Origin of the sequence: Pyrobaculum ferrireducens, assembly GCF_000234805.1 — an archaeon.
GTDB lineage: Archaea > Thermoproteota > Thermoprotei > Thermoproteales > Thermoproteaceae > Pyrobaculum > Pyrobaculum ferrireducens.
This window is the reverse complement of sequence record NC_016645.1, coordinates 2,417,519-2,444,209: the sequence shown is the minus strand read 5'-3', so window position 1 is coordinate 2,444,209 and position 26,691 is coordinate 2,417,519. Positions and strand designations below refer to the sequence as shown.

At 58.0% G+C, this 26,691-nt stretch carries 26 protein-coding genes; 16 read left to right on the top strand and 10 right to left on the bottom strand.

Going from position 1 to position 26,691, the window contains the following annotated elements:
* The first annotated feature begins 90 nt into the window (after nt 1–90).
* The 4 genes from P186_RS13550 (at nt 91) to P186_RS13535 (ending at nt 9,267) form a co-directional block, all read left to right on the top strand.
* The gene (locus P186_RS13550) at nt 91–3,075 is read left to right on the top strand and encodes a DUF1156 domain-containing protein (protein ID WP_014290094.1); all 2,985 of its coding nucleotides are present in this window, start codon (nt 91–93) and stop codon (nt 3,073–3,075) included.
* Between the two features lie 30 nt (nt 3,076–3,105).
* Nucleotides 3,106–6,177, top strand: a complete 3,072-nt coding sequence (locus P186_RS13545) for a DUF499 domain-containing protein (RefSeq protein WP_014290093.1) — start codon at nt 3,106–3,108, stop codon at nt 6,175–6,177.
* Entirely contained in the window at nt 6,171–6,566 is a 396-nt protein-coding gene (locus P186_RS13540) for a hypothetical protein (RefSeq protein WP_014290092.1), read from the top strand. The genes P186_RS13545 and P186_RS13540 overlap by 7 nt, the downstream gene beginning before the upstream one ends.
* A gap of 280 nt (nt 6,567–6,846) precedes the next feature.
* Nucleotides 6,847–9,267, top strand: coding sequence for an SNF2-related protein (locus tag P186_RS13535; RefSeq protein WP_014290090.1), 2,421 nt, complete (start codon nt 6,847–6,849; stop codon nt 9,265–9,267).
* Here P186_RS13535 and P186_RS13530 read toward each other — a convergent pair.
* Nucleotides 9,245–9,427 (bottom strand): hypothetical protein, encoded by a 183-nt coding sequence (locus P186_RS13530; protein WP_148683261.1) that lies wholly within the window; start codon nt 9,425–9,427, stop codon nt 9,245–9,247. The two genes, P186_RS13535 and P186_RS13530, sit on opposite strands and share 23 nt — an antisense overlap.
* Before the next feature lie 198 nt (nt 9,428–9,625).
* Between P186_RS13530 and P186_RS13525 the strand changes: the two genes are divergently transcribed.
* Entirely contained in the window at nt 9,626–11,713 is a 2,088-nt protein-coding gene (locus tag P186_RS13525; RefSeq protein ID WP_148683111.1) for an AAA domain-containing protein, read from the top strand.
* A 6-nt stretch (nt 11,714–11,719) separates the two neighbouring features.
* Here the strand turns inward: P186_RS13525 and P186_RS13520 are convergent, their stop codons facing one another.
* Nucleotides 11,720–11,947, bottom strand: coding sequence for a hypothetical protein (locus tag P186_RS13520; protein ID WP_014290087.1), 228 nt, complete (start codon nt 11,945–11,947; stop codon nt 11,720–11,722).
* Between the two features lie 38 nt (nt 11,948–11,985).
* Here P186_RS13520 and P186_RS13515 point away from each other — a divergent pair, with 38 nt between their 5' ends.
* The 6 genes from P186_RS13515 (at nt 11,986) to P186_RS13500 (ending at nt 14,475) form a co-directional block, all read left to right on the top strand.
* On the top strand, nt 11,986–12,228 hold the full coding sequence (locus tag P186_RS13515) for a hypothetical protein (RefSeq protein WP_148683110.1): 243 nt from the start codon (nt 11,986–11,988) through the stop codon (nt 12,226–12,228).
* 400 nt (nt 12,229–12,628) lie between these two features.
* The gene (locus P186_RS14605; RefSeq protein ID WP_257719874.1) at nt 12,629–12,760 is read left to right on the top strand and encodes a hypothetical protein; all 132 of its coding nucleotides are present in this window, start codon (nt 12,629–12,631) and stop codon (nt 12,758–12,760) included.
* A complete protein-coding gene (locus tag P186_RS13510) occupies nt 12,757–13,020 on the top strand; it encodes a hypothetical protein (protein WP_014290084.1) in 264 nt (87 codons plus the stop codon). Before P186_RS14605 ends, P186_RS13510 begins: the two co-directional genes overlap by 4 nt.
* A 254-nt stretch (nt 13,021–13,274) precedes the next feature.
* On the top strand, nt 13,275–13,652 hold the full coding sequence (locus tag P186_RS13505; protein WP_014290083.1) for a hypothetical protein: 378 nt from the start codon (nt 13,275–13,277) through the stop codon (nt 13,650–13,652).
* A 297-nt stretch (nt 13,653–13,949) separates the two neighbouring features.
* Nucleotides 13,950–14,114, top strand: coding sequence for a hypothetical protein (locus P186_RS13950; protein WP_158307154.1), 165 nt, complete (start codon nt 13,950–13,952; stop codon nt 14,112–14,114).
* 103 nt (nt 14,115–14,217) lie between these two features.
* Nucleotides 14,218–14,475: a hypothetical protein gene (locus P186_RS13500; RefSeq protein ID WP_014290081.1), complete on the top strand. Its 258-nt coding sequence runs from the start codon at nt 14,218–14,220 to the stop codon at nt 14,473–14,475.
* Here the strand turns inward: P186_RS13500 and P186_RS13495 are convergent.
* A complete protein-coding gene (locus P186_RS13495) occupies nt 14,457–14,741 on the bottom strand; it encodes a hypothetical protein (RefSeq protein ID WP_014290080.1) in 285 nt (94 codons plus the stop codon). The two genes, P186_RS13500 and P186_RS13495, sit on opposite strands and share 19 nt — an antisense overlap.
* Nucleotides 14,742–14,746: 5 nt before the next feature.
* Nucleotides 14,747–15,421 carry a hypothetical protein gene (locus P186_RS13490; protein WP_014290079.1) on the bottom strand — a complete coding sequence of 225 codons (675 nt, stop codon included), beginning with the start codon at nt 15,419–15,421 and terminating at the stop codon, nt 14,747–14,749.
* 116 nt (nt 15,422–15,537) lie between these two features.
* On the opposite strand from P186_RS13490, the gene P186_RS13485 reads away from it, so the two are divergent.
* Nucleotides 15,538–16,116, top strand: a complete 579-nt coding sequence (locus P186_RS13485; protein WP_148683109.1) for a winged helix-turn-helix domain-containing protein — start codon at nt 15,538–15,540, stop codon at nt 16,114–16,116.
* Here P186_RS13485 and P186_RS13480 read toward each other — a convergent pair.
* Nucleotides 16,113–18,071 (bottom strand): DEAD/DEAH box helicase, encoded by a 1,959-nt coding sequence (locus P186_RS13480; protein ID WP_148683108.1) that lies wholly within the window; start codon nt 18,069–18,071, stop codon nt 16,113–16,115. The genes P186_RS13485 and P186_RS13480 overlap by 4 nt on opposite strands.
* A 61-nt stretch (nt 18,072–18,132) precedes the next feature.
* Here P186_RS13480 and P186_RS13475 point away from each other — a divergent pair, with 61 nt between their 5' ends.
* Complete coding sequence (locus P186_RS13475; protein WP_148683259.1) at nt 18,133–19,032, top strand: bifunctional phosphoglucose/phosphomannose isomerase; 900 nt, start codon at nt 18,133–18,135, stop codon at nt 19,030–19,032.
* The gene (locus P186_RS13470; RefSeq protein WP_014290075.1) at nt 19,029–19,622 is read left to right on the top strand and encodes a peptidase A24; all 594 of its coding nucleotides are present in this window, start codon (nt 19,029–19,031) and stop codon (nt 19,620–19,622) included. Before P186_RS13475 ends, P186_RS13470 begins: the two co-directional genes overlap by 4 nt.
* Here P186_RS13470 and upp read toward each other — a convergent pair.
* Complete coding sequence (gene upp / locus P186_RS13465; protein WP_014290074.1) at nt 19,615–20,250, bottom strand: uracil phosphoribosyltransferase; 636 nt, start codon at nt 20,248–20,250, stop codon at nt 19,615–19,617. The genes P186_RS13470 and upp overlap by 8 nt on opposite strands.
* A gap of 1 nt (nt 20,251) precedes the next feature.
* Nucleotides 20,252–22,723, bottom strand: coding sequence for a M1 family metallopeptidase (locus P186_RS13460; protein ID WP_014290073.1), 2,472 nt, complete (start codon nt 22,721–22,723; stop codon nt 20,252–20,254).
* Nucleotides 22,724–22,799: 76 nt separating this feature from the next.
* On the opposite strand from P186_RS13460, the gene P186_RS13455 reads away from it, so the two are divergent.
* Nucleotides 22,800–23,498, top strand: coding sequence for a hypothetical protein (locus P186_RS13455; protein WP_148683107.1), 699 nt, complete (start codon nt 22,800–22,802; stop codon nt 23,496–23,498).
* A gap of 10 nt (nt 23,499–23,508) precedes the next feature.
* Here P186_RS13455 and P186_RS13450 read toward each other — a convergent pair whose 3' ends face one another.
* The gene (locus P186_RS13450) at nt 23,509–23,979 is read right to left on the bottom strand and encodes an Lrp/AsnC family transcriptional regulator (RefSeq protein WP_014290071.1); all 471 of its coding nucleotides are present in this window, start codon (nt 23,977–23,979) and stop codon (nt 23,509–23,511) included.
* A gap of 196 nt (nt 23,980–24,175) precedes the next feature.
* On the opposite strand from P186_RS13450, the gene P186_RS13445 reads away from it, so the two are divergent.
* Nucleotides 24,176–25,480, top strand: a complete 1,305-nt coding sequence (locus P186_RS13445; RefSeq protein ID WP_014290070.1) for a hypothetical protein — start codon at nt 24,176–24,178, stop codon at nt 25,478–25,480.
* Here the strand turns inward: P186_RS13445 and P186_RS13440 are convergent.
* Complete coding sequence (locus tag P186_RS13440; RefSeq protein ID WP_148683106.1) at nt 25,428–26,102, bottom strand: SDR family NAD(P)-dependent oxidoreductase; 675 nt, start codon at nt 26,100–26,102, stop codon at nt 25,428–25,430. The two genes, P186_RS13445 and P186_RS13440, sit on opposite strands and share 53 nt — an antisense overlap.
* Entirely contained in the window at nt 26,099–26,662 is a 564-nt protein-coding gene (gene folE / locus P186_RS13435; RefSeq protein ID WP_014290069.1) for a GTP cyclohydrolase I, read from the bottom strand. The genes P186_RS13440 and folE overlap by 4 nt, the downstream gene beginning before the upstream one ends.
* Between the last annotated feature and the right edge of the window lie 29 nt (nt 26,663–26,691).

Genomic DNA, 26,691 nt, shown 5'->3' with positions numbered 1-26,691 from the left:
CGTGAATATAAAAGGTCCATTTAGTATTGAGTTAGTACTCAGATAATCCATACAATACGCTACTTTTAAATAGCGTGATTATATTGGGGTATGACGTCTTTACTCGAGTCTGGCATACCGATTGAGGCTATTAACGAATATAGTGAGGTTGAGAAGGGTCCTGGGAGGCCTCCGCATTGGGAGATGGTGTTTTGGTGGACCCGGAAGCCGCTGGCTGGGGCTAGGGCGGTAATCGCCGCGGCTCTGCTACCCGCCGACGCCTACAGCAACCCAGAGCAGTTCCTAAACGACCTCTTCCCATGCCGCCGCGAGAGGAAGACGGTGTACCAGTGCAACCCCTCGCCGCGTCTCGTGGAGAGGCTGAGGGGCAAGAAGGTGCTCGACCCCTTCGCGGGCTTCGGCTCCATTCCGCTGGAGGCGGCCAGGCTCGGCGCCGACGCCGCGGCCGTGGAGCTCCTCCCCACAGCCTACGTCTTCCTCAAGGCGGTGCTGGAGTACCCAAAGAAATTCAGCCACCTCACAACGGAGATCACCGGCAGAGAGGCAAAGGAGCTCGGCCTAGAGGACGTCGTGAAGAAATTCAACGGCGTGAAGGCGGTGGCGGACTCCGCCAGGTACAAGGTGCCGGCGCTCATATACGACGTGGCGAAGTGGGGCAGGTGGGTCCTGGAGCAACTGCGCAACGACTCGGACGTGGCGGGGCTCTACGACGCCGACGTCTACATAGGCACCTGGGAAGTCAAGTGCCCCGTCTGCGGCCGCTACACCCCGCTGGTGGGCAACTGGTGGCTCGCCAGAGTCAAGGGAAAGACCTACTACGAGAGGCTGGCATGGATGAAGTGGGAAGACGGCCGCATCTCCGTGGTGGATCTAAACGAGGAGTGCAGAAGACAAGGCGGGGGCAGCTGCGGCGAGCTCAACGCCAAGGTGCAGACCAGGGAGGAGGAAGGCGGCGGCTCGGTGGAGTGGCGGGGACAGCGCTACGCCGTGCCGGCCAAAAACATAGACGCCAGGAGGGAGACCGCCCAGTGCCTACACTGCCGCGCCGAGATCAACCACCGGGTGGTCAACGGAAAAATCACAAAAGGCGGGAGGAGAGACGGCGACTGGTACGTCAAGTGGGCCCTCCGCCAGTGGAACGAGCTATACGAAAAGTACCTACGAGGCGAGGTCACCCTGGAGGAGCTCAAAAATGCATCTGTGAGGCCCACACTTCTGGCCAAGGTGTACGTCAAAGACGGCGACCTGCAGTTCCAGCCAGCGACTCAACAAGACATGGACAAGCTGTGGCAAGCCGCCGAGAGACTCAGACGGATGTGGGGAGATCCAGATATTCCCACAGAAGAACTTTGGAAATATCATATGGGGACGGCAGGTCAATTGAGCATATGGACATGGGGTTTTAATAAATTCTTCAAGCTCTTCAACCCACGCCAGCTCCTAACCCTAGTCAAACTCGTTAAACTAATACGTGAGGCAGGTAAGAAAATTGAGGAAGATAAATTAAAGGAAGGATTGAACAAAGAAGAGGCGCTTAAATACGCAGAAGCAGTAACGACATATTTAGCAATAGCGCTTACAAATATGTCAGACTTTAACTCTATTTCGTCGCAGTGGCAAGCAACTGCATGGCAACCAGTGAAGAGGGCTTTCGCAATGCGAGGTATATCAATGCAGTGGAATTACGGAGATGTAAAACCATACTCAAAAGGAACAGGTTCGTGGAATAATGCCATAGAAAATATTATCAGTAGTTTGTCTTATCTTGTCTTTGCTACTTCTGGTAGTCCTAGCAGGTTTTGGGTTGTGCTTGATGATGCTTCTGAATTGTCTAAGTTAGAGGGAGGGAAGTTTGATGTTATTATTACTGATCCACCTTATGCTGACGATGTGGCTTATTCCGAGCTGAGCGACTTCTACTTTGTGTGGCTTAAGAGGGCGCTCAGCGACAGCGACGGCGCGGCGCTTCGGCCTAGGTTTGTGCCCGAGGCGTTTTTCGACGAGCTTGGGCTGGAGGTGAGGACTCAATGGGAGCGGTTCGCCGTGAGGGAGGTGTCGGAGAGCGTGGGGCGCTGGGAGTACTTCAAGATCAGTGCCACTTTCCGCGACATGCTGGCCAAGGCCTTTGCCAACGTGCTTAGGTTTTTGAAGGAGGACGGCCTCCTTGTGACCTACTACGTGGCTAAGAAGCCGGAGTCGTGGGCGGCTCTTGTGGACGCCCTCTGGCGCGTGAACGGGCTGGAGATGGTGGCGGCGTACCCGGTGGCCACCGAGAGCGAGGAGAACGTCGTGGCTAGGGGCAAGGCGTCTGTGCTAGGCGGCTACGTCTCTGCGTGGAGGCGCAGGTCCGGGCCTAAGCCATTGGACCTCTCGGCCGAGAGGGATAGGGTAGTGGAGGAGGTGGCCGAGAGGGTCGACCGCAGGTTGAGGGCCGTGTCCAGCGGCGCGAAGAAGAAAAACGGGACGACGGCGTGGGTCTACGCCTATTTGGCGGCTTTGGAGTACCTCACGGCCCACAGCCCGGTTACGCTCGGCGGCTTGGAGCTGGACTCCGAGGGGTTGATGAGGCAGGCGGTGGCGATCGCCTTCGAGGCCCTCCTCAGGAAGGCCGGGGTGAGGCTGTCCGACCCGGCGGCGCACGCCTACCTCGCCCTCCGCATTATGGAGAACGAGCGGGGGTATGTGGACAGCGACACTCTGTCCCACGTGGAGCGGGCCACCGGCCTGCCGCACGTAGACCTCATAAAGCTGGGACTGATTAGGGAGGCCGACGTGGGCGGGCCGAGGGTGGCTAAGCGCAAGGCCTTCGAGGTCCTGGCGCCGCGGGGGGACACGGTGGATGAGATCCGGCGGGTGTACTCGGCTCAGCGGGGGCGGCCGGTGCTTGACTGCTTCCGCCAGCTTCAGCTCAACCTCCTGGCTAAGACCTCCGTCACCTGTGCGCCTGAGGTTAGGGAGGAGGCCTTGGCGCTGGCCAGGGCGCTTGTGGAGCTGGCAAGGGCAGGTGTTCTCGACGAGGACGACGTCGATGTGAAGACCGCGAAGGTTATTCTGGGCGCCGAGTGGTGGGGGTAGGTACTTTTAAGTATCTGGAGAATTCCATGTGTGTCTTTTGTAAAGTTGTTGGCTGAGGGTAAGATAAGTCCGGCCATCGACATATACGAGGTCTACGGGGCGTTGTTTCTAGGGAGGAATCCGGAAGAGGCCCACAGGGTGTACTGCGATCCCGACTCTTTTTTCAAGATTACGTACATCACGCCGGGGTTTAGACAGCACATTGAGGATTTCTTGAAGAAGCTGGCGGCGGGGGAGTCGCAGATATACACCCTCCCAGCCCTGCTGGGGGCCGGCAAGTCTCACTTCCTCGCCCTGGTGCTCCACATCATCGCCCTGTATAGGCGGTGTAAGGGCTCAGGCGAGTGCGTATCGCGCCATTTGGCCGAGTACGGGATCGAGCTCTATACGCCCACTTTGGCGAAGGTGCCGAACGTGGCGGTTTTCAGGGCTGGGCGCGTCTTGGGAGAGTTCGAGAGGAGGCTGAGGTCTCTTGCCACTAAGGAGGAGCTCCGGGGCGTGTTGAGGGACGCGTCGCCTATCGTGTTGCTCTTCGACGAGACGCAGTACCTGGAGGAGGAGCCTGGCTTTGTCCAGTGGATCCAGACGCTGGCTGAGGTCGCCGGGGAGGTCAAGGGCGTCTACCTCTTCGTGTCCTACTCCCTCTTCCCGGAGGGCGGCCGGGGGCCTGCTCTCGAGGCTTCCAGGTCGCTGAGCGCCGTGGAGAGGATGAATGTTATTAGGGTCGGCCTGGATACGGCTAAGAACATAGCGGCTGTCTTCAGGCGCTGGGCCGGCCTCAGGCCCCGGAGAGCCGACATAGCGCCGCTGAAGGGCGTGGTGAGGGAGGAGGTCTTGAGGGATTTCGAGGGGAAGCTAGAGAAGGCCTACCCCTTCAACCCCGTTTTTCTCGACGTCGTGTTGAGGCTCGCCGACGAGTCGCTGGCCGAGCGGACAAGGATCCAGATGACTAGGGAGTTGCTCCGCACTTTAGCTAGAGCCTACGTCAATGCCTCAGCCGATGAGCTCGTGACCTTCGCCCACTTGCCGGAACCCGAGGATATCCTCGTCGTGGGCGGGCCTTTGGCTGGCGAGTGGTCCACCTTGGTGAGGCTGTACAAGGAGGATGTCGGCCGGCTTGGCGGTAAGGCCGCGGTTTCTGTCCTGAGGCACATCCTCCTGGCGACGTTTCTGGCTAGGCTTATGCCGGCCGAGTCCCTCTACCCTACTGAGGATGAGATCGTGGCGGGTAGCTACAACGCCCTCGACATTAGGCCTGTGGACGTGAAGGACGTGCTCGCCAGGGCCACCGACGTGGGGCTCCACGTGGCGAGGCTGGGCGATAGGTACGTCTATTGGTTTATCGGCGACGAGGTCCACGCCATTAGGGAGGCTATGTTTAAATTCTCCTACGAGGACGGCATGGACGTAGTCGCGGATCAGCTGGCCGCCCTTCTGAGGGAGAACGCGCGCTTCTTCTCGGCTGTCTATGTCTCGGGCGTAAGTAGCCAGAGGAAGGCCTTCGGCAAGGTGGTGATTCTGACCAATAGGGATGAGTGGGCCAGGGCGCTGGACGACGCGGATAAGTCCACGCTGGCGGTTGACCTGATGGAGTTTGGGGTGGGTAGGCGGAGGAACAACCTCTTTTTCGTTAGGCGGGACGACTCGGGGCCTGTGCCTGCCGACGCGGAGCGGCTTTTGGAGAGGTTTACGGCTGTTAAGAACGTGAAGGAGGCCGCCGTGGCGTTGGGCCAGCTCTACAAGGCGGTTGACGAGGTCCTCCTCAACCTGTACCACTACTTCCCAGATCTTCTGTCCATAGAGGACGAGAGAATTAAGCGGGAGATGGAGCAGTTGTTAAGGAGTAGGGTGGAGCGGTGGAAGGAGCGCGCCGCGTATGCTCTGAGGGCTGCGGCTTTTGCCTGGCTTAGGAGGGTGGCGGCTGGGTTTAGGGATGTGGATGTGAAGCGGCTTGACGAATACCTCAGCGAGGTGGCTAAGCAGAGGTCTGACGTGTTGAGGGGGCTTGTGGAGAAGATTTTCGCAGAGCTTCAGTGGGACGGCTTTAAGAAGCTGGGAGATCTCTGGAGTCTGTATCTAAACAACGAGAAATTCCCGCCTGCGCCGATCTCCTTTGAGGAGTTCTTGGAGGCTGTGAAGAGCTACTGCGCCGGGTGTAGCTGTCTGTTCGAGGTGGATGGAGAGGTGAGGTGGCTTTCCAAGACGGGTTGTGAGATCCCACCCCTCGACAAAGACGTTGGGGTCGCCCCGCTGAGGTGGAGGGATCAGCTTGTGGATTGGGCTGTGGAGGCGTTTTTGAAGCAACTGGCATCTCTTTCTACAAGCGCGACGCGGTATTACGTGGTGTATAAGAGGCCCAGCGGCGAGGAGGTGAAGAGGGCTGTGGATGAGCTTCTCACGGCTAGGGGCGACTGGCCCTTCCTCTCGGAGGGCCGCCTGGAGGTGGAGGTTAGGGAGAGGGCTGTGGAAGTGAGGATTGATGGGGTGGCTACTCCTGTGGTGGAGCGGAACCCCGGCTCCAGGCTGAGGGTGGAGGTGGTGGGTTCCGACGACCTAGCGGCTGTTATCTACCGCGTGGGTGATGTGGAGAGGGAGGAGAGCGCCTCCGGCAGAGTCCACGTGTTTGAGGTGGATCTGCCGTGGGAGCCGGGTGTCTACAGCCTGGAGGTAGAGGCCGTCTTTAGAGATGGAGGTAGAGATAGGAGGAGGGTGGCTGTAAACGTCAAGGGGCGGTGTAGGAAGGTGAGGACTAAGTACTCTGTAAATGTGGGAGAAGCGGTTAGGGGGATTTCTGTAAAGGCTGTGAAGGACGCCAGGGGGTTGCTTGACTACTTTGTGAAGAGGGGTGTGCCGCATAGGCTCGCCGTGAGGGCGGCGCAGGTGGGGGGCGACGTGTCGCTGAGCGTAGACGCCGTGTTTAACGTCACATCTCCAGAGGTGAGGGAGCGGGCGGTCAGACTCCTGGCGGCTCTGGAGTACCTGTCGCCGGGGGCTGACGTGAGGTTTGAGTTTTCGCCTGCTGTCCAGATAGACAGTGATATGGCGCAGAAGTTTAAGGGGGCGGACTACGCCTTTGACGTGGAGGTGGAGGAGATATGTTGATTAGGAGGCGGGGGGCGCGTCGGGTGGCTGTGGTGGCGCCGGAGGGGAGGTTTGAGGTGGGGGTGCCGCTGGAGGAGGTGGCTGATTTTTTAAAGAGGCTGTGGCCTTGGGAGGTGGGGAGGCATGTGGAGCTTAGCGACGGGGAGCTGGTTTTCCGGGATAGAGTTCCCTTCGAGAGGGCTTTGGTGTACCTCCTGGCGCGCAGGAGCCGCCTGCCGCGGGGGGAGGCCGAGGTACTCGCCGCATCTCTCAGACTTCACGAGGTGTCCCTCATAGCCGACGCCTTTCTCTACAGGCTCTGGCTATGCAGAGCTGAGGGCGGCAACTGCCGCCGCATTGTCGACGCCTTTGCGAAAATCGCCAAGACCTACCGGGAGGCACTACCCTAGTCTGCGGTTAATCTAGACTGGTAATAACTCAAGATTGGTAGAACTACGATGAGTGTAAACGTAACTAAGGTTAATAAATTTTTGCTATATTGGATCATATCATCAACATATGGATGGAGGGTGTTTTTAAGTGTGTCAAATATGTTAATAGATACATTGTAGATTATCATTAATATGATGATGGCCACGACTAGCGACACGACTTGTCGTGTTGTGTTTATGACTTCTTCCATAGGTGGCTTGTTTGTTTTAAATTTATTTTTTACCCTCTTTTCAGGCTATGGTCTCTCTAGTGGAGATTCTTAGGCAGGCTGGTAAGGAGTTGTATAGGCACCAGCTTGATTTTGTGTCGGATGCCTTGTGGCTCCCTAGGCCTAGGCTTCTTCTTGCCGACGACGTGGGGCTTGGGAAGACTATCGAGGCGTTGCTCTTGGTGAAGGCGTTGATGGAGCTGGGGCGGGTGAACCACGTCTTGGTTGTGGTGCCGAGGGCGGTGTTGTCGCAGTGGGCTGGGGAGTTGGAGAAGTTCGAGATTCCGTATTTCCTAGTGGAGAGTTCTGAATTTCCTCTGGGGCATAGGGTGTACCTAGTCACTATGGATAGGGCGAAGGTGCCGGACTACCTCGAGGCTCTTAGCCGCATAGCGTGGGATCTCGTCGTCGTCGACGAGGCCCACAAGATTAGGCTTGACACCCAGAGGGCGAATCTGGCGCATCTCTGCAGAAAGGCGGGGGGCTGTCTCCTCCTCACCGCGACGCCTCACACCGGCAATGAGGAGGACTACCGGTTCTTGACGTCGCTGGTGGGCGGGCTGGTGGTTAGGAGGGAGAAGAGGGATGTGGAGGAGTACGAGGGGCGTAGGATATTTCCCCGCCTCAGCTACTGGGTGGTTCAGGTGAGGGCCTCTAGGGAGGAGGGGCAAGCGCTGTTTAATCTGCTGGCAAAGCTGAGGAGCGCCGATGTTGAGCCTATTGTGAGAGTTGTGGTTGAGAAGAGGGCTATGTCTAGCCCCGCGTCGTTTTTCAAAACGCTGGGACGGGTGGTGGGGGGCGTCTGCGACGCGGCGGCTCTTGAAGAGGGGGAGCTGGATGCCTGTATTGGGAACCTCGCGGGGTGGAGGGATCTCGTGGAGCTCGCTGGGAGATTCGCCTCGGCGCCGGATAGGAAGCTCGACGCTTTGAGGAAGTTGCTGGGGCTGTGGAGGGGGAGGAAGGTGCTGGTCTTCACCGAGTACGCCGCGACGGCTGAGTATCTATTTCAGCAACTGACGCAGGGCTGCAGGGTTGTTGACTCCGGGGATGGCTTCGCCAAGGCCGACTGCGGGGGGATGGGGGTTATGTACGCCACGGCGAAGGCCAGGGAGAAGATAGATGTAAACGTGGAGGCGTCTCTCCTGGCTTCTTCCTTCGACACGGCGGTGTTTATCTCTACCGACATCATGTCGGAGGGGGTTAACCTCCAGATGTACGACGTGGTTGTTAACTACGAGGTGGTGTGGAGCCCCACGAAGCATGTGCAACGGGTTGGGAGGATATGGCGCTTCGGCCAGAAGGCCGACTCAGTGCTGGTGGTGGATATGGTGCTGAGGGCGGGAGGGGAGCGGGACGAGTACACCATGTATCTAGACCTCTTGGAGAAGCTTTACAACATCTCGCTTAGGGCACTTCCGCCTCAGAGCTACGGCGAGTTTGAGATCTACGAGCTGTCTGAGGACCAGCTCCGGAAGATTATTGAAATAGGCTCCTCGGCCTACTTGAAGGATGCCGACGTCTTCACCGCCTTGTCAGACGGGGAGAGGATGAAGGAGCTTAGGCGGAGGATTGAGGCTATACTAAAGGCTAAGGAGGAGGTGAGGTGGAAGTCAAAGGCTTTGGTGGAGAGCGGGCTCAAGGCCAAGCTGGGGTATCCATACGATCTACGGCCGGAGCCTGGGGGCGGTTACTACCTCGCCGAGGTGGAGTACTACTCCGCAAAACAGCCTGTGTATAGAGAGTCTGTGTTGGTACGTCTGGAGACTCCGCTTAGCCGGAGCCGCGAGATCAAGAAGGGGGTTTTTAGAGAGGGCGCCGTGGATTGGGATTTTGTTGAGGTGGAGTCTGGCGAAGTGAGAGAGGACGAGCGGGAGGAGGTGGCTAGGCTTGTCCACATGAATGTGTGGATGGATTTGAAGAAGTATCTAGACAATGTGAGAGATTTGCTCCACCTTGGCGATATTGAGTACAAGTTGGTGAGGATTAGGAGGGCTAGGGTGGAGGGGGTGGGTACTGTGGCTGTGGAGGAGTTTGAGGAGAGGGTTGAGGCGGAGGTGAGGCGGAGCAGGAATATCGAGCGGACTGAGAAGGCGGCTGTCAACTGTGTAAGGGAGTGGTTGAGGAGGAACGGCTATGTTGTTAAGCATGACTACTTCAGCGGGCCTCGGCCTTTCGACATGGTTGTGTTGAAAAACGGAGTGATGTACGTTGTTGAGATTAAGGGGAAGTGGATAGGCAAGAGGGAGGAGCCCTTTTCCTTTACTGCAAATGAAATTGATTTTGCTTCGAGGTATCCCGACCGCTACATAATCTGTACGGCCTACGTAGAGGGGGATAGGTGTGTGGAGCTTTCGTGCATTCCCTTTGCGCAGTTCCAGAGGGAGTGGGTGCTGGAGACCGTTAGGGGGATTGAATACAAGTACAACGCTAGGCGGAGGTCTTCTTCCTAAGGCCTACCCGGAGGACGAACTCCCTCCCCCTGCCTACGTAGTGGTTGAAGAGGCCGCCGCATGTTTTGCACCGGTAGTGGGTGACGTGGTAGCCCATCTTCGGCATATCCCAGCTCTTAACAGCCTCTATCACGGCGGATCCGCAGTAAGGACATTTTATGGGCATGAGCTTCTTAACACATAAACTTTTAACTCTATCGAACATAACCAAGATGCCTTAGCTCTTTTCTTAATCCTGTGCCAGAGGTCTCTGAGAAATAATGACAGATGACTTAGAGGTTTCCAACTTCTTTGTATTTAGTTAGTTAATTGCTGTTAATAAGTGGTAATACTTATATTGATTGTCTATGATGGTTTTGTGTTGCCTTTTTGTCCTAGGTGTAGGAATGTCCTTAAGCCAGCTGTGGAGGGGCCCTTTAGGGTTCTTGTATGCTCTAGGTGTGGCTATAGGGAGGTTATTTCGACCTTGGTGTCGCTTGGGAAGACGCCATCTATTGTCGGCACGAGGTCGGAGAGGTGTCCTAGGTGCGGCGGCCCCCTTCTTGTAACCTCTTCTTACAACCTAGAGTTTGAGTACTGTAGGAGTTGTGGCTACTTAAAGTCGCGCCGGCTGGCTTCAGGCGTAAGGTTCCCCGTATCTCGGGAGCCTTTGTTACAATGGCTACATGCGGCGAGGCGGGAGGCGGCGAGGAACAAGACTGTCATAGGGACTGGGCGTCTACAAAAGATTTCGAAATCTGGCGACGTGGCGATGTTGACCATCGAGGGGAGGCTGCCGGCAATATACGCCAGATCTCTCAAACCTCAAGACGCGTTGTTTTACGACGGAGAGCTCTGCATTTTGGCTGATGTAAGATCTGTGGATTGCCAAGGTGATTACTGTAGGGCGAATTTAGTTCTCTTAGCCAGGGAGGGGGACTTCCCGCGTGAAGGCGAGCTCAAGCTGGCGGAGCCCACTATGCTCTACGACTCGGCCATTAGAATACTGGAAAGCGGAGACTATGCCCGGCTTTGTGGGTATTTAAAAGAGGCGGGGAGTTGTCCCAATTTGCAAAAAGGCGTCCCTCCCCAATTTCGATTTAAATGGCCCGGCTTAGATCACGAAAAGGCCGACGCAGTTAGGAGGATTCTCTCCATGCCTCCCCACGGGTATTTAGTGGTGGAGGGGCCTCCCGGCACTGGCAAGACTACGGTGATAGCGGCCGCGGCTTGTGAGCTGGCTGCCGCGGGGAGGAGGGTGCTCATAACTTCTCATACAAATGTCGCTGTGGATAACGCAATTGAGCGGCTGTTGGAATTCTGCGGCAATGAAGTGGGTAGATATGTTACGCGTATAGGCCACCCCGTGAAGGTTAGCCCTACGGTAAAGCGTTATATCAACCTAGACTTGCAGAGGCAGAGGAGGGAGGGGCTGGAGAAGTTGTTGAGAGAGGCTAGGGTTTTCGGCATGACTTTGACTAAACTAGCCTCTCTAGACGTGTTCTACGATTTCGAGAGGCTTTCGAAGAGGTTGGGTGTATGGCCTCCTTTTGACTACGTCTTTATTGACGAGGCTTCTATGATACCCACCGCCACGGCGGCTGTGCCTATTTATTTCAGCTCTAGGAGGGTGATTCTGGGGGACTCCCGCCAGCTCCCGCCCCCCATAGATCTAGAGGGGGCGCCCCAAGAGGCGTCGGCTCCGTTGATAGAAGCCGCGTATTCTGTAGGCGAGGTGATTCTACTTAAGAGACAGCGCCGCGGCCTACCTGAGATCTTTAGCTATATAAACGAGGCTTTTTACCAAGGCGAGCTTGAGATGGCCTACTCCGGCCAGCCGCTTGTCTTGGCCAGAGGCGGGGATCCCCTAGACGAGGTTTTGGAAAGCGCTCTGTCGTGGATAGACGTGGAGGGGCGTATGGAGTGGATGGAGGTGGTGAGAGGCCCCTACGTGCGGTACTCCGCCTATAATAAGGCTGAGGCGGCCTTGGCGGTGGCTCTATACCGCAGGCTTCTAGACCTGGGCCTGCAACCGGAGCAGGTGGCGATTATAGCCACGTATAGAGCGCAGGGCCTGCTTATTACCAAGGCTCTGGACGTGGCTGGCTTGAGGCGGCCCCCTGTGGCGTCGTTAGAGGTGGAGCGTCTAGAGCATCTAGAGGAGCTCATGGACCTCAGAGCCTCCACCGTGGACAGCTTCCAGGGGAGGGAGAAGGACGTGGTGATATACTCCATGGTGGCCGACAGGTTACACGACGCCTTGATTAACTACGCGCGGCTGAACGTAGCCATCAGCAGAGCTAAGAGGAAGGCCCTGGTCATATCGTCTTTAAAACACGGCCTTGAAGTCCTCCCCTGGGTCGACCTGCTTAGGAGGAGGGCTAGAAAAGCCGCCATCGAGGCGCCGGGGTGGGCTAGAGACGTCGTGGAGAGGGCCGCCGCGGCGTTGCAAGAGGCTTCTGGCTGAGGGGTGTCAGTTGCCGTGGGGGTACTGCCTTACCGCCGCCAGCGCCGCCTCTACCAGGGCTTTTATCTGCTGGTCTTCTGTCGGCTTCCCGTCGACGTATATCCTCTCCCCGTCGTACTCAATCACTGTCTTGTCTTCCAGCACGATGAAGGCGCCTACCTCGAAGAGGTGCACCTCCGCGGTTTTGTCGCCTATTTTGACGCGGTAGGCGGAGGGGCCTATTCTCTCCACCACACCCCCTCAATATTTAATACTTAAAGATGTTTGGGGGTGTGTGGCTCTACTACATGGATGAGTTTGTAGAGGTGGACTGCGGCGGCCTTTCTCTACTGGAATGCGCCTTGGCTAAGGCCGGGGAGGCCGGTTGCCGCGCCTCCAGAGCCTGCCTCTGGGACGGCGTAGTTGAGATCTTCTGCGCCGGGGGAGGCGCCGCCAAGCTGTTGCCAACCCCCCAGGCGCTTTACCAATACTACCAACACCAAGACGAGGCGCGCTGTCTAGAAGGGCTGAACTGACAGCCGGCGTCACGCCGAGAGCTGAAGAGACAAACACGTAAAGCCGCCCCGGCGCCGAGAGGAGGATCCGTAGCTAGAAGACTGAGGGGTGGGGCCATGACTCCACCGCATACCTAACATACCTAGTCAACTCCAACTCTTCGGCCGGTGAAGGAGGTGTTTGATTTGACCTGGGGCCCTATGTACTGTTGGGATTTCCCGAGCTGTTTTAGCGGTCGGCGCGGCGCTGGAATAACCAAGCCGCCGCGTCAAGTTCTGCTACATGAAGGGGCTTTGGCTGGCCTCTGCCGACTTTCTGTTTTTCAATAAATCACGGTTGTCTATAGAATTTGTACATATGTACGCCGTATATATTTGTAGGTTTTGCAACAGGTTTTTAAAGCCCTCTGCATAGGGGGGCATGAGCTGGGCAAAAAACAGGGGGGTGGGTAAAACCAATGTTTTTTCCACGGCGGGTGCCCCGCAAGGCGGGGCCGCGGCGCGTATGGAGGCTTGGGGTGCGCTGTGGGTGTTGTGTAGGGGTGGGGTATGAGGGTGCTGTCTGTTGCTGAGTTGAAGAGGTGTGTGGAGGGGTGTAGGTGGGTCTGCGGCGGCGTAATCGTCGCCGACGTGGGGGGCGCGGCTGAGCTGGCGCTTGTGTTGAAGAAGGCGCTGGGGGGAGAGGCCTACGTAAATGGGAGGGACATCCACCTAATCTCAGAGAGGTGTTACATTGTGCTGACTGTGGAGGAGAGGGCCGGCGGCGTGGCCGTAAGGGACGCGCTGGGTTGGGGCTCTGCGGAGGAGAGCTGAGAAACACGGCGCCTCCACCGAGGTGGCTTATTCGGGATTAGTTGGACCCGCGTTGCGGGGCGCGGCGGGTGGCCGTTCGCTAGGTAGAAGAGGCGTATCAAAAGGCCGTGTTGCCGGAGGCAGAATTGCGACAACCGGCTTTTGCCGTTTATTTTTCCAAAACCTTTAGATATTTGTCAAACTGTACATAATATCAACTGATATTTTCAGCGCTTTTGAGAAAAAGTTTATAAATTCCAGAGTTTCTTCAGGTCATGGCTGGGTTTATAAAGGCGGTGGCTAAAATAAACAAGGCTCGGGGTCTTCCCAAGCCTCAGCGCTACGGCCTCTACCTAGAGGCCTTTCTGGAGTGGCTCTCCTCTATTGCGCCAAGGGGTTCTGCGTTTAGAGTGGCGTACGACATATGCGGAGGTAGTAGCTCATGTATAGAAACTATACACGGCGCTGTGAAGTGGGCCGTGGAGAGGGGCCTTGTGGTGGGTGTGGTTAAGCTGGCCAGCGGCTGGCTTGTGCCAACAAGCCAGCTCCCCTCTCTAAAAGCCGCGGTCTTGATGTACAAGGCGGTGGTTGAGGGAGGGGGGAAGCTGGGAGTCAAGAAGAGAAGGGAAAGGGGGGTCAAACCCCCCATATAAAGATATGTAGCGCCGAGAAGCGGCTGAGAGGCGGCGGGCGGGGGCGATTGGCCGAGCGCCACTTCTCGCGCGCGAGGAGTACGGCGCCTTGTTGGCGGGTGAGAACTTCACACCGAGGTCTGTGGCGGTTTTCACAAGCCGGGTATGTTGGGCAAAGATTACGTGTGAGATGTGGATTAGCTGTTTCCCACATGCCAAGCGCAACGGGGGACCGTGAGGGCGTATCTGGTTTTCACAAGGCGGGTGAGCGATCGCGCGGCCACCCTTAAGCTGGCTTTTAAGAGGGACAATAGTAGCGTGAAGGTAGTGGAGGACAGCCTCTATATACTCATTACGGCGGTTGCCGTGGCCGTACTGCTCATTATCCTGGCGGCGGTGTTCCCCTGGCGGGACGCCAAGGCCGTAGTCGAAGGCGTGCTGAGGGATATCGAGTACATGGCGGGGTTTGTGAAGGGGCTGTGAGGCTGCTGTACCACCTCATAATGCTGGTGATGGCCCTGCTGTTGTTGTACATCGTGGCCGTGGGGGCACACTACATAAAGATCCTCCGCGCGGTCTTCACCCCATGAATATACTGGAGGGGGTGTACGTGGCGGCGCTCTTCATCTTGAGCGTCTTGCTGGTGCTCTACTTGGGACGCTTGGCGGTGGATCTCCTCGAGGCGAAGTGGGTATTTGAGGCGACGAGGCACGCCTCCTGCGCGGGGCCCGCCAACGCCAGCGCCGGGGGGGTGGTCGTGGCTATGTGTATAAGGCTTACCTTCAACGGCACGCCCGGCGTCCAGCTCTACAATATTTCTGTGCGCTACCCCACCGCCTCGTAGATTAGGTTGCCCTCGTCGTCCAGCCTCTTTCTAATTTTCCGCTGGGATAGGAGGTTTTCCAAGGCTTTGAAAAACTCCGCCGTGGACAGCCCCCTGTTTTTAGCCCACTTAGCGGCCTCCTCCTTACTTACCCTCCCGGCGCTCTTTATGAACTGGTACAGCTCCTCCGACGCGTCTCGCGCCTCCCGCCTCTTCTCCTCTTGTTTCTTCACCTCTACGAAGTCAAACAACGTGGGCCCCCGCGCCTCCCCCCTTTTCCTAGCCATCGAATCTATGGTGAAAACGTGTTATATATTTTAGCCACTACGCAAGCCACGTCGACGCCGTAGAGGCCGTGGGGTTCTATCTGCCTTCCGCACTCCCTATAGATCGCCCTATCGGCGGAGACGTAGTAGGACTCGCCTATCCTAACTCCGTGCCTCTTGTGGTAATCCACGACAGCCACCTCTACGGGGTCGCCCCGGCGGCGGTAGACGCCGTTGATCCTCTCCACGGCGCCTACATCCTCCGCGATTTGTAGAATTGTCTTGAACGCCACCTTGTTGAGCCACGCGCTGGGGGAGATGCCGGAGAGCCTATCGTTAACAGCCTTATGAAGCCCGTCAAAATCGCCCTCGTTCAAATCCGCCAGGATCTCCACCAGCAGTCGGTACTGGGGGACGCGTTGGAAAAAGAGGGCGTGGTAGACGGCCACGCCCAAAATCTCTCTCAGAGAAACCAACTGCCGGCCTAGCGCCGTCAACGCCGCCCTGCCGTTTGACACCTCCACCACCTTAATACGCTCAAGGAAGCGGGTGATGTCCCCCCTCCCCCTCCCAATTTCGAGGCCAGCCTCCCTCAGCTCGTCCAGCGTCGGCGTGTGTTTAGCGACGTAGGCTATATACTCGTCTATCCTCCGGAGTCTAATAGGTGGGAAGGTGATGGAACGCTGCATTGTTATTACCACGTAGTTTTGAAACCCGGGGCTTAAATGGTGGTAGCCCTCTACAAGGTAGGACCGTGGTAATATACCTGGCGGATAAAAACGCTAAAAGTTTAAATAGTAAGATACATGTAGTGTATATGGACATTAGAGAAGAGATTTTGAAGTTGCTGAGAGAGCGCGGCGAGCTCTCCACGTCGGAGCTTGTGCAGTACCTGAAACAGCCGCGGCACAGGGTGTTGAAGGCGCTGAACAAGCTGTACTTCGAGGGGGTAGTGGAGCCTTATAAGAAAAACAGGAGGTACTACTGGCGCCTCGCCTCAGGCTACGTAGCCGTAGCGCCAATTCACTTCACCGCAGAGCCCGTCCTCTACATAGAGGGGGTGATAGAGCCCATATACAGGAGGGTCCAGGACAGAGTGGACGCCTTCATATTTACCCACGTCAAGAACAAGGAGTACTGGCTCTGCGACTGCGACTCCGGCTACTACATACTCACAGACCAGCCGGTGGACGGCTGTAACTGTAAGCTGAGGCACGCCTTTGGCGACAGAAAACTAGCCATGATCTACCTACCCAAAGAGCTGAGGTTTAGGTACTGGAAGAGCTACAGATACGCGGAGGGGGACGCCGAGTTCGTCCTCCTACTCCCAGAGGAGCAGGATTCCGAAGAGTTGCGGAGGAAGTACGAGACGTACGCCAAGGGACTTATCCACTAGCCCCTCTTCATCCAGCTGGTCAACGGCGCCGCCCTCCCCAGCAGAGACTCCAGATCCGCCTCGGTAACCCTCTTGCACACCACCTCCTCCACCACCTCGTCGAAGTGCCTCGCCTCGGAGAGAGCCTCCTCGATAGTGCCCCTGGCCACCAGTTCGTAGACCCTCGCCGCCCTCTTCCCAGACGTGGCCCTCACCACCCGCCCCACCCGCTGAATCATCTGCCTCCTAGAGCCGGTGCCGCTCACCACCACCGCCACCTCGGCATCCGGGACGTCTACCCCCTCGTCTAAAACCGTCGTAGTAACCACCACCCTACTCACGCCGGCGCTAAAACGCCTGAAGGCGGCCTCTCTGTTGCCCTCCTCCGAGGTGATTAGCTCGGCGGCGACGCCGCCCTCCCTCAGCCCCCTGTACAGCTCCTCCGCCTGGTCGATGAACTGCGTAAATACCAGCACCTTAGAGCCCAGCGCCACCTCCCGAGCCACTATGCGCACGGCGACGGGGATCTTCGCCCCGGCCTTAGCCGCCGCGTTCCTCAACACAATGGCGTTGTCGCTGGGCAACGAGGCGTAGCTCCTCTCCTCCTCCCTAGACATGCGTACATACACCCGGTAGTGCTCCACCGGCACTACGAGCCCCGCCTCCATCATAGATCTATAGGAGGCTCTGTACACGGGGGGCCCCACCGCCTCGTATATCAAATGCTCGTTTTTATCCTCCCTCTCGGGAGTCGCCGACAGCGCGAGGCGGAACGGCGAGTCGAGGCTCAGAGCCACCTCTTTAAAAGTCTCCGCAGGCACGTGGTGCGCCTCGTCAAAAACCACGAGGCCAAACCTCCCCACCAGCTCGTCTATGTACTTCACCGCAGAGTTGTAAATAGCCACAGTCACGTCTCTCACCTCTCTAGATCCCCCGCCGAGCACCCCCGGTGAGACCCCCAGATACTTCCTAATGCGTTCAACCCACTGAGCCGCCAGCTCCTTAGTCACGACGAGAACCAGCGCCGACGTCCCAGCCCTACGCATAGCCTCGAGACCTACAAAAGTCTTGCCGCCTCCAGTAGGGATAATCACAGTCCCCCTCATCCCGTGGGAAGCCCAGTTATCCACAGCCTCCCTCTGAAACGGAAAAAGAGAGAAGCCGCCCCTGTATTCAACACGGGGGTACGCCGCCTCCTCCAGCTCAACGACGTAACCCAGCTCTTTCAGAACCTTCACAACTCTATCCCGTACAAAGACGGGGAACTTAACTAGGTAAGCCCCGCCGCTCTGCTCCACTTTTACAAGCTTGATGCTCCGCTCCACCAGCTCCCCCTCTCTATTAACCACGTTGTAGGCGAGCCTAAACTCCGACAGCCTCTTCAAGAGACCCGACGCCAGGAAGTTAAGCCTCGCCCAGCCGGGCCCCACAGCCGCCGCCCGCCAGCTACGCCTCCTCTCAAACACAGCCCTCAGCCTCTCAGAAGCCAGCACAAACTCACGCGCACTCCTCAACGCCCCCTCCAAGTCTCCCCAAACCTCCACACCCGCGAGCAACTTCCTCAGCCTCTCCACCCCCATTTCGACAAACTCCTCAAACGTCGCCGCAGAAGCCACTGACTTGTCCTCAGCCACAAACCGCCTCAAGAAGCCGCTGAGAGACACGACGTGGACACCCCCCTCCCCAGCCACCACGTGGGGCCTCAGCTCCTCTGGAAGCCGGCCCACCACGACTATGGAGCCCCCCGACGAGTCGTGGCTAATGGAGGAGAGGAGGGAGAGGTACTCCTCGTGGCTGAGCTCCAATAGTTGCCTCAGCCTCGTCAAGATGGAGACATCCCTAGTCTTTATACGCCACCCGGCGCCGTCCCAGCGGAAACCCAGCCTCTTCAACTCCTCCTTAGTTGTGTATATACGCTCCCACGGCCACTCCCTGGCCACCTCCACGCCGTTGACAACCACGACAAAACGCGGCACGTAGATTATACACAATAAAAGCTATTTAAGAAACAGCACTCAACAACCCGTGGTGACCAAGATGCTTGAGGACTACACAAACTGGGAACGCTACATACTGCGGAGCGTCGACATACCAACCACCTACTCGATAGACGGCGAGGTGGTGAAGATAGAGCCGTCCCCCAGGCTCTATATAAGCGGCATGGGAGGCTCCGGCGTGGTAGCGGACTTGGTGAGAGACCTCTCCACCGTCTGGAACTGGGACATAGAGGTAATCCCCGTGAAGGACTACTTCCTCAAGACACGCGACGGGTTGCTAATAGCCGTCTCCTACTCAGGAAACACCATAGAAACCCTATACACGGTAGAGCAGGCCAAAAAGAAGAGGATACCCACCATAGCTGTGACCACAGGCGGGAGGCTAGCCCAGATGGGGATCCCCACGGTAATCGTCCCAAAGGCAAGCGCCCCCCGCGCCGCCCTCCCCCAGCTCCTCACGGCGGCTCTTCACATAGTTAAAAAGATCTACGGGGTAGGAGTGGAGATGCCGGAGTCTCTCGAACCCCCCAGCGACCCCCTCATCCACAGCCTCGTCGAGACGTTCCAGAAAAGGCCCACCATCGTGGCGCCGGAAAGCATGAGGGGCGTCGCCTACCGGGTGAAGAATGAGTTTAATGAGAACAGTAAAATCGAGCCCTCCGTCGAGATACTCCCAGAGGCCCACCACAACTGGATAGAGGGCTCAGAGAGGCCGGTGGTGGCGCTTACAAGCCCCCACATACCCAAGGAACACCAAGACAGAGTAAAGGCCACCGTCGAGATTATAGGCGGGACTCTGTACGCAGTAGAGATGCACCTCAGAGGCGTACTATCCTTCCTAAGAGACGTGGGGATAGCCTCTATAAAGCTGGCAGAGGCCAGGGGCGTAAACCCGCTGGCAACCCCGCGGATAGACGCCCTCAAGAGAAGACTCCAATGATAGAGACGCTGGGAGTAGCCGCCATCGGCGCGGTCCTGACAGCCGCGGCGGTGCAGGACCTTAAGAGCAGGGAGATAGACGCTCGTATATTCGCCGCAGGAGCCCTGCCCGCGGCTCTGCTGATAGCGCTGAACTGGGGCTCGCTCCTCTACCTCTTCTCCCTCGGCGTCGCCGCGGCCCTGGCCCTCCTCATGCGGCTTCTGGGGTCGGGATACGCAGACTCGATATCAATGGCGCTGATCGGAGCCGCGCCGCCCCCACTCCCCTTCCTCCCGACGCCCTTCATTGCTGTGATGGCAGGCTCCGCCCTCCTCCCGGCGCACGTCGCCTACCTCTACCTAAAAAACAGGAAGAGGCCCTGCGAGATGACGCTCGCAGAGAGGCTCACCCACATCTGCGTATCCGTAGAGGAGTTTAGAAAGAACCCCCTCAAATATGTAGTCGGCGACGTAAGAGACATGGAGAGATACGACCCCTCCACACTCGAGCTTAGAGATAGGTGGATCAAGGCGAAGTACGGCCTCCCCTACGTGGTGTACCTAGCGGCGGGGTACTGGGTATACGTAGCCATCTGGCTTCTGCCTAAGTAGCAAACGCCCTGTCCCCCGCGTCGCCGAGACCGGGGACTATAAACGCCCTGTCGTTAAGCTCGGGGTCCACCGCCACTGTGTATATCTCGGCCTGGGGCCATCGAGACAGCACTCTCTCGATGCCCACAGGCGTCGCTATGACGGAAACCGCCACAAGCCTCCCCGGCGCCCCCGCCTTATACACCTCCTCAATCACCCTACTCATGGTGACCCCCGTCGCCAGCATGGGATCAGCCACAATTACCGTGTCGTCTGCCTCTACGGCCGGTATCTTGGAGTAAAACACCTCAACACCCACCACGCCCCCCTCCTCCCTCCTCCTCGCCGCCACCACCCCCAGCCGCGCCTGGGGGAAGGCCTTTATAAGACCCTCCACTAGGGGCATCGCGGCGCGTAGCACCTGGACAATCACCACCCTGTCCAGCCCAATTATGTCAATCCCCGTGGCCCTCCCCAGCGGCGTCTCAACCTCCACATAGCGAGTAGGGAAGGTCTTAGCCAGCTCATACCCAATAATCCTCCCAAGCCTCACAAGGCCCTTCCGGAACTCGATACTACCTGTGCGGCGATCTCTCAGCTTTGTCAGGAGGTACTGGGCGTATACGTGGTCTATAATCTTGACCGGCATCTCACCTCTCCAGCCTAGCCACGCGGTCGGCGAGCCTCCTGTACTCCTCCCTAAGCTTCTCCACCTCCTCCCTCAGCTTCTGGTACTCAGCCCCCCGCTCCATAAACTTCCTCAGCTTCTCCACAATCTCCCTAGCCACCCGCCTAATCCGCCCGTCTACGTCTTGCTCAGCCCTCTCGTGGAGGTCCGGCATCAGCTTTGGGTCCAGCAACTCCAGAGCGGCGGTCACGGCGGCGTACCTCACTCTAAAGTTCTCATCCCGCATATACCTCCTAAGCGCCTCGACCACCTCCCTCCGCGGGCCAAACTTCGCCAGGGCCTGCACCGCTGACGCCCTCACCGGCGTCGGCATATCCGGCTCCGCGTGGCGCAAGACAATCTTCAACGCATCTTCGGTGCCCAGCTCGGCGAGCCCCTCCAGAGCCCCCCTCTTAATCACGTCGACATGGCTGGGGTACTCAAGCGCCTTCTTTAGACTATGCTCGGCGAACTCCCACTTCACCTTACCCAGCGCCCTGGCGGCCTCCGCCCTGACGTAGTAGCTCTCCCCCAGGTCGTGAAGCACCCTATCTAGAAACTCCCCCACCTCCCTACGCCTAGAGGCCCCAAGCGCCTCCACAATGGCCCGCCTCACCCTCGGGTGTAAGACCTTCGGATACGCCTCCATCAACTTGGCAACTGCAAGCTCCGTCCCAACCTCCCCCAGAGCCCTCGCCGCCTCCGCCGCCACCCCCCAGAACCTATCCCCCAGCGCCTTGCCCAGCGCCTCCACAGCCCTGGCGCTACCGTTCCTCTTCAACACCTCGACGGCCTGCAACCGGCAGTACACGTCCTCGTCCTCCACCATAGCCACCGCGGACTCCAGGGGGTACTGGAGGTCCAGCGCCTTCATGACTTTAAAAGCCGGATCGACGCATATATACCTCGGCTTGGCGGCCCCCAAGTGGAGAGTAACCTCCCTGTCGCCAAGCGCCACCTCCCTAACCTCCCTCCTCCCGTCTTCATAAACCACCTTCACCTCAAGAGGGAAGGTGTACACCGGGTAGCTGTCGTCGCCCTGGGCCTGCTTAACCTGAAGCCTCAGAGAGCCCTCGGAGTAGCTCCACGAGACCTTCAACACGGGGTGCCCCGCAGAGTACCAAAACTGCCTCCAGAACCACTCCAAATCCCTCCCAGCCGCCTCCTCAAACGCCTTCCGCAAATCCTCTATATCCACCGCCCTGTACCTATACCGCTCCAGGAACAGCCTAAGCGCCCTGCGGAACACACCGTCGCCGAGGAGGCTACGCAGGGTGTGCAACACGGCGGAGCCCTTCTCATATGCATGCCTATCAAAAACCTCATCGGGGATCTTGTACAGATTAGTGACAATCGGCCGGGAGTACCGCCTGGAGTACTCCCCCAGATACGTCTTGAAGTTCGTGTAGATCTCGTAGAGATATTCATCCCGGCCCCTAGACGCCTCGGTCCACAAAGCCTCTACAAACGTGGCGAAGGACTCGTTAATGGCTATGTGTCCCCAGTCCTTAGCTGTCACCAAGTCGCCGAACCACATGTGGGCCATTTCGTGCGCCACAAGCGGGTCGGAGGAGAAGTCCTCCTGCTCAGGGCAGGGGAAGCCGGTGTAGGGGCAGTGTGCGTGCCTGTCGTGGATGGTCCAGTCCGTCAGGATCGTGAAGGTGGTGTTCTCCATCCCTCCGTAGATAAACTCCGGCACCACCACCTGCGCGTAGCGCTCGTAGGGATACGGCACCCCGAGGTACTCCGAGAAGAACTGCATAATTCTACATGTGTTGTAGAATGAGTGGCGCCAGCCGCCCCCCACGTACCTCGGCACGTAGTACTCAAGCTCGACGCCGCCGCACCTCTCTCTGTGGATTTCGAAATCACCCACGGCGATAGCCAGGAGATACGGCGACATTGGATGCCTCAGCTCCCACACAAAAGTCTGCCTGTCGCCGAGGTCCCTCACCTCCACTAGAAGCCCGTTGCTACCAGCCACGTAGGGCTTGGGCACGGTCACCGCCACGGTCCAGGGGAACTTCACATTAGGCGAGTCGGGCAGGGGGACCCAGTACCTGTTGTACTCGCTCTCCCCCTGCGTCCACACGTAAAACCCCTTCCTCTGCCCGTGCGGCTTTATGAAGTACATACCCGCCCTCGGCCTCGCCCTGTACGCCACGTAAACCTCGGCCTCCTCTCCCCTCCTCCAGCCAGGCCTAATCTCAATCCTCTCGCCGTCGTAGTAGTAGTCGTGGCTGGCTCCCAGAACCTCCATCTCCACTGCGTCGAGGACAACGGCCGCGCCGTCCCTCCTCGCCCTGGCCCTATATCGTACGGCCCCCTCCACCACGCCCCCCTGCGGGTCTATACTCACATCCAGACGCATATGGAGGATCTCGAAGTCGAATTCGCGGGGGTAGCGGGGTAGATATTCGGGAAAGGCGAAATCCCTACCGGTGAGGTATTTCATAGGTGGGCAAACCCCCATCTATTTAAGTAGTCAAACCGCAAAGTTTAAAAGAGAGGCGTTGGCAAGACGCCGTGCTGTGACGACGCTCGGCGAATTGCTAATGGAGATGAGGAGCAGGGTGGAGTATAAAGTAGCTTGGATGCTGTACACACTAGGAGTGAGGGGCCTCGCGAGGCTCCCAGACCTGAAGAAACTCTTCGCAAAGGCGATGGCCGCCAAGTGGTGCAGTCGAAAAGACAGGAGGTTCTGCGAGGAGGCCTTCTACAGGCTGTACAGCTACGACATAGCCAAATACCTCCCCCACAGAGACCCCGTGTTGTTGCTGTCCCTAGCCCTCTACGACGTCGAGCGCGGGGACCACAACCTCACAGCCTTGAAGGAATACGTCGAGAGAGGCGCCTTGCCTGCCGAGTTCGCCCTCCTCTCAGGCGTCGAGAAGATGGAGCATATGTTCCAAATAGTTGCCGGCCTTCTAAAGACGCTGGGCGAGGCAACCCCCGACCTCATAGCGGTGGCCTGGCAGGTAACCGCCCGCCGACTAAAAACCGTGCCCGTCATCGAAAAAGTCAGAGAAAACGTAGTACTCCAGGCGCTGTTGGTTGAGATGGAGAAGAGGGGGTACGTAAAGAGAGAGGGGCCCCGCTATATGCTTACGGAGGGGGGCGAGGCGCTGGCTCTGGAGATTAAGATACCGCCGGAGGTGGTGAGGCTAAAGGAGATGAAATACGTAACTCCCCACTTCTACGCACTCCTAAACGCGGGAATTGAAACTTAGTGTAAAAAATTTACTCTTTTACAGCGCCGATTGATATAAACGTCTTAGTCTCCTTAACGCCCTCCATGTTGTTTATGGAGTCTAGCACCTTGTCTAACACAGTCTCCTGGGTAATCACGGCGAGGTCGTAGTCCCCCGCGAGCCTCAGAGCCTTCTCAATAGGTAGCTTCTTGGTGGCGTCGTACACCTTGTCTCGGTACTTAGGCTCAATCTTCACCAGGATAATCACGTCGCTGGACTGCCCCTTCAGGAGCTTCACAGCCTTCTCTGTGATGTCCACAAACTCCCTCCCCGTCCTTACAAGCCCAAGCTCCTTAAGCCTCTTCAGATGTATCGCAAGGGCCTGCCTGGTCATTCCCAGCTCTCTGGCAATCTCGTCCTGGTCTCCATACACGGTGTAAACCCTCATTGGCTGTGCCCTCTGGAGCAGGTGGTTTAGCAATTGGTACTGCCTGTCTGTAAGCTTTACTTCCTCTGTCATAGTAATCCAGAGAATTTGAGATATATAAATGTATCGCTAAATTCAAAGCATTAATCAACTGTATTTATTTAGTTAAGAGCAACGGCGAGGAATACGGCGTATACAAAACCCACAGCCCCTAGAGGGTCTATATATAAATCTTTCATTCCTAATGTAAAGCTGGCCAACCTTTAATTACCAGCCAAACCCCCCAGCCGTGAGACAGGCAGTATACATAATACTCCTCGCAACCATGGCGCTGGCAGCCCTCATAGAGGTTAGGAACGACCTTGGCTACCCCATCCCCAACGCCACCGTCTGCGCCGCGGGGCGTTGTGCCGCCACAAACACCACGGGGGTGGCGGAGGTGCCCGCGGGTAGCCAGGTGGAGATATACCTCCGCAACCTACTGGTCTGGAAAACCTACGCCACGGGACACGACGTCGCCACCGTGAGGTATATCGACGCGTTGGACATAGGGCCGTTGCCGGCGAGCGGAGTCCTCGTCGTGAAGATGGCCAAGCTGGCAAACGGCACCTACACAGACCTCGAGATACCTTTCACAAACAACACGCTGGCGCTGTCGATACCGGTGGGGAATATAAACTACCAGTTGGAGATATACATAACAAAAGTGGAGAAATATATACTGGACAAGCCACTACATGTAAAAACCACAATATGGCAACCCCAGGTCGACCTTGTTAAACTCGGGCTGGTAAAGACATGTGTCTTCAGGGCAAGACCCCCCGTCACCGAGGTGGCGATATACAGCGGGCGGACTCCGGTGGCCGCGGGCGCGGAGGAGGTCGTTACATACATGCTCCCAATGGTTAACTACACCGGGGCCGCCGCGACCGAGGTGCGCACCCCCACTGGCGAGCCGTATAGATACATCTTCAACCCATGGAGCCTCTGCAACAGCACCCTCGTGGTAAACGCCACGAGGTTAGTAATCCGGGCGGTGGACTCCTTTGGAGCTGTTAGAAACGACTGGGCTGTGGTGGTCGCGGGGCAGGTATACAAAGGACAAGCCGAGCTGTGGGTGCTACCCGGCGTCCCGTACACCGTCACGGTGGACGCCGGCTTCGCGAAGAAGACCTTTACAGTGGCCGCGAGCCACCCCTCAGAGGCTCTGATAGTCACGGTGGAAAACGCGTATCTAGTCATAACATATCTACAGCCAGCCAGGAGGGTGTATATTATGGGCAACTACACCACCAGCGCAACCATGCCGAGACGCGTCGAGCTACCCCCAGGCACCTACACAGTGGTGGCAGACATGGGAGATAGAAACCTGACGTACACCATCACGCTGACCCCCGGGCTAACTGCCCAGCTCGTCATAGGCCAGCCCCCCGCCGCTGGAGCCGTAACACAAACCCCGGCTTCGGGTGGTGGGGGGCCCGCTCTCTACGCCTTCCTGGCTGTGGCGGCGGTCATGGCCGCGGCGGCGCTCTACATAGTGGTCAAAGGGACTCCCCGCCGTCGACGATTAGCACATGGCCGGTCACGTAGCTAGAGGCAGGTGAGAGGAGCCAGTACACAGCTTCAGCTGCCTCCTCGGGGGATCCCAGCCTCTTTAACAAAGTCCTCCCCCTGAACCCCTCCAGCTCCTCCTTGCTAATCCACGTGGTCCACCTAGTGGCGATTGGGCCGAAGGCCACGGCGTTTACCCTCACCGGGGCCAGCGCCTTAGCCAAGCTCCTAGCCAGCGCTATCAGGGCTCCCTTAGCCGCGGCGTAGGGGATGCCGTAGCTGTCGCCGACGAGGCCCGGCGTAGAGGAGACAAACACCACGGAGGCGTCTCTCGACAAGGCCGGGAGAAAGGCCTTCACTACGTTAAACGAGCCCACCACGTCAACTCTGAAGACGTCGAGGAAGTCGTCTCCGTCTAGCTCGGAAATCGGCTTGACCCACAGCCCCGGGTCTCCGTGGCCGTGGATCAGAGCTAAGCCGTCCACCCGCCCCACCTCAGCCGCCGCCTTTCTGAGGCAGTCCAGGTCGAGGACGTCGCAGTTGTGGTGGACGTCTGCCTCGGAGGGCCGCCTCGAGATGCCGACGGTGAAGTCCCCCCTGGACTTGGCGATACGTACCAGCGCCGCCCCTATGCCGCCGCTGGCCCCCGTGACGACTAGCCTCATCTGCAAGACAGGGGCCTGCGGCAGCTCAGCCTCACGTCGATGTCGCCTCTCCTCGCCTCGGTGACCATGTTGTGGTGTTCGTCCCTCGCACCCCGGATGAAGGAGCACATATGCACTCCACACACCCTAACTTTGACGGCCCGCGCCCTCAGCCTCTCCATTAAGAGATCGGCCAGCCACTCGGTGAAGCGCTCCTGCATAATTGGCCTCGCCGCGGCCCACTTAACAAGCTTAATAACCTTGCTCAGCCCCGGCACCCCGTCCCCCGGGATGTACGCCACCGACACCCGGAGGAGGATGGGGAGTAGGTGGTGCTCGCAGACAGACACGGCGCCTATATTCTCAATAACCACAGGCCCCACCTGCGCCTCGTATTCCAGTGGGAAGAAGACCACCTCGGGGGGAGGCTCCCTAAGCCCCCGCGTCAGCTCCTCCATAGCCTTCACAAAGCGCCTAGGCGTATTGGCCACCCCCGGCCGGGAGAGGTCCTCGCCGAGGTGGAGAAGGAGGTCCTCGACGCCCTTCTCAGGCCTCGCCTTGGCCCTCTTCTCGGTAATCACGCCACACACCCCCGTTAGCCATATTTAAA

What these genes read in the sequence shown, in the direction of transcription:
- P186_RS13550 (WP_014290094.1), top strand. Translation starts at nt 91, where the DNA reads ATGACGTCTTTACTCGAGTCTGGCATACCGATTGAGGCTATTAACGAA.
- P186_RS13540 (WP_014290092.1), top strand. Translation starts at nt 6,171, where the DNA reads ATGTTGATTAGGAGGCGGGGGGCGCGTCGGGTGGCTGTGGTGGCGCCG.
- P186_RS13535 (WP_014290090.1), top strand. Translation starts at nt 6,847, where the DNA reads ATGGTCTCTCTAGTGGAGATTCTTAGGCAGGCTGGTAAGGAGTTGTAT.
- P186_RS14605 (WP_257719874.1), top strand. Translation starts at nt 12,629, where the DNA reads ATGAGCTGGGCAAAAAACAGGGGGGTGGGTAAAACCAATGTTTTTTCC.
- P186_RS13510 (WP_014290084.1), top strand. Translation starts at nt 12,757, where the DNA reads ATGAGGGTGCTGTCTGTTGCTGAGTTGAAGAGGTGTGTGGAGGGGTGT.
- P186_RS13505 (WP_014290083.1), top strand. Translation starts at nt 13,275, where the DNA reads ATGGCTGGGTTTATAAAGGCGGTGGCTAAAATAAACAAGGCTCGGGGT.
- P186_RS13500 (WP_014290081.1), top strand. Translation starts at nt 14,218, where the DNA reads ATGAATATACTGGAGGGGGTGTACGTGGCGGCGCTCTTCATCTTGAGC.
- P186_RS13495 (WP_014290080.1), bottom strand. Translation starts at nt 14,741, where the DNA reads ATGGCTAGGAAAAGGGGGGAGGCGCGGGGGCCCACGTTGTTTGACTTC.
- P186_RS13485 (WP_148683109.1), top strand. Translation starts at nt 15,538, where the DNA reads ATGGACATTAGAGAAGAGATTTTGAAGTTGCTGAGAGAGCGCGGCGAG.
- P186_RS13475 (WP_148683259.1), top strand. Translation starts at nt 18,133, where the DNA reads ATGCTTGAGGACTACACAAACTGGGAACGCTACATACTGCGGAGCGTC.
- P186_RS13470 (WP_014290075.1), top strand. Translation starts at nt 19,029, where the DNA reads ATGATAGAGACGCTGGGAGTAGCCGCCATCGGCGCGGTCCTGACAGCC.
- upp (WP_014290074.1), bottom strand. Translation starts at nt 20,250, where the DNA reads ATGCCGGTCAAGATTATAGACCACGTATACGCCCAGTACCTCCTGACA.
- P186_RS13460 (WP_014290073.1), bottom strand. Translation starts at nt 22,723, where the DNA reads ATGAAATACCTCACCGGTAGGGATTTCGCCTTTCCCGAATATCTACCC.
- P186_RS13450 (WP_014290071.1), bottom strand. Translation starts at nt 23,979, where the DNA reads ATGACAGAGGAAGTAAAGCTTACAGACAGGCAGTACCAATTGCTAAAC.
- P186_RS13440 (WP_148683106.1), bottom strand. Translation starts at nt 26,102, where the DNA reads ATGAGGCTAGTCGTCACGGGGGCCAGCGGCGGCATAGGGGCGGCGCTG.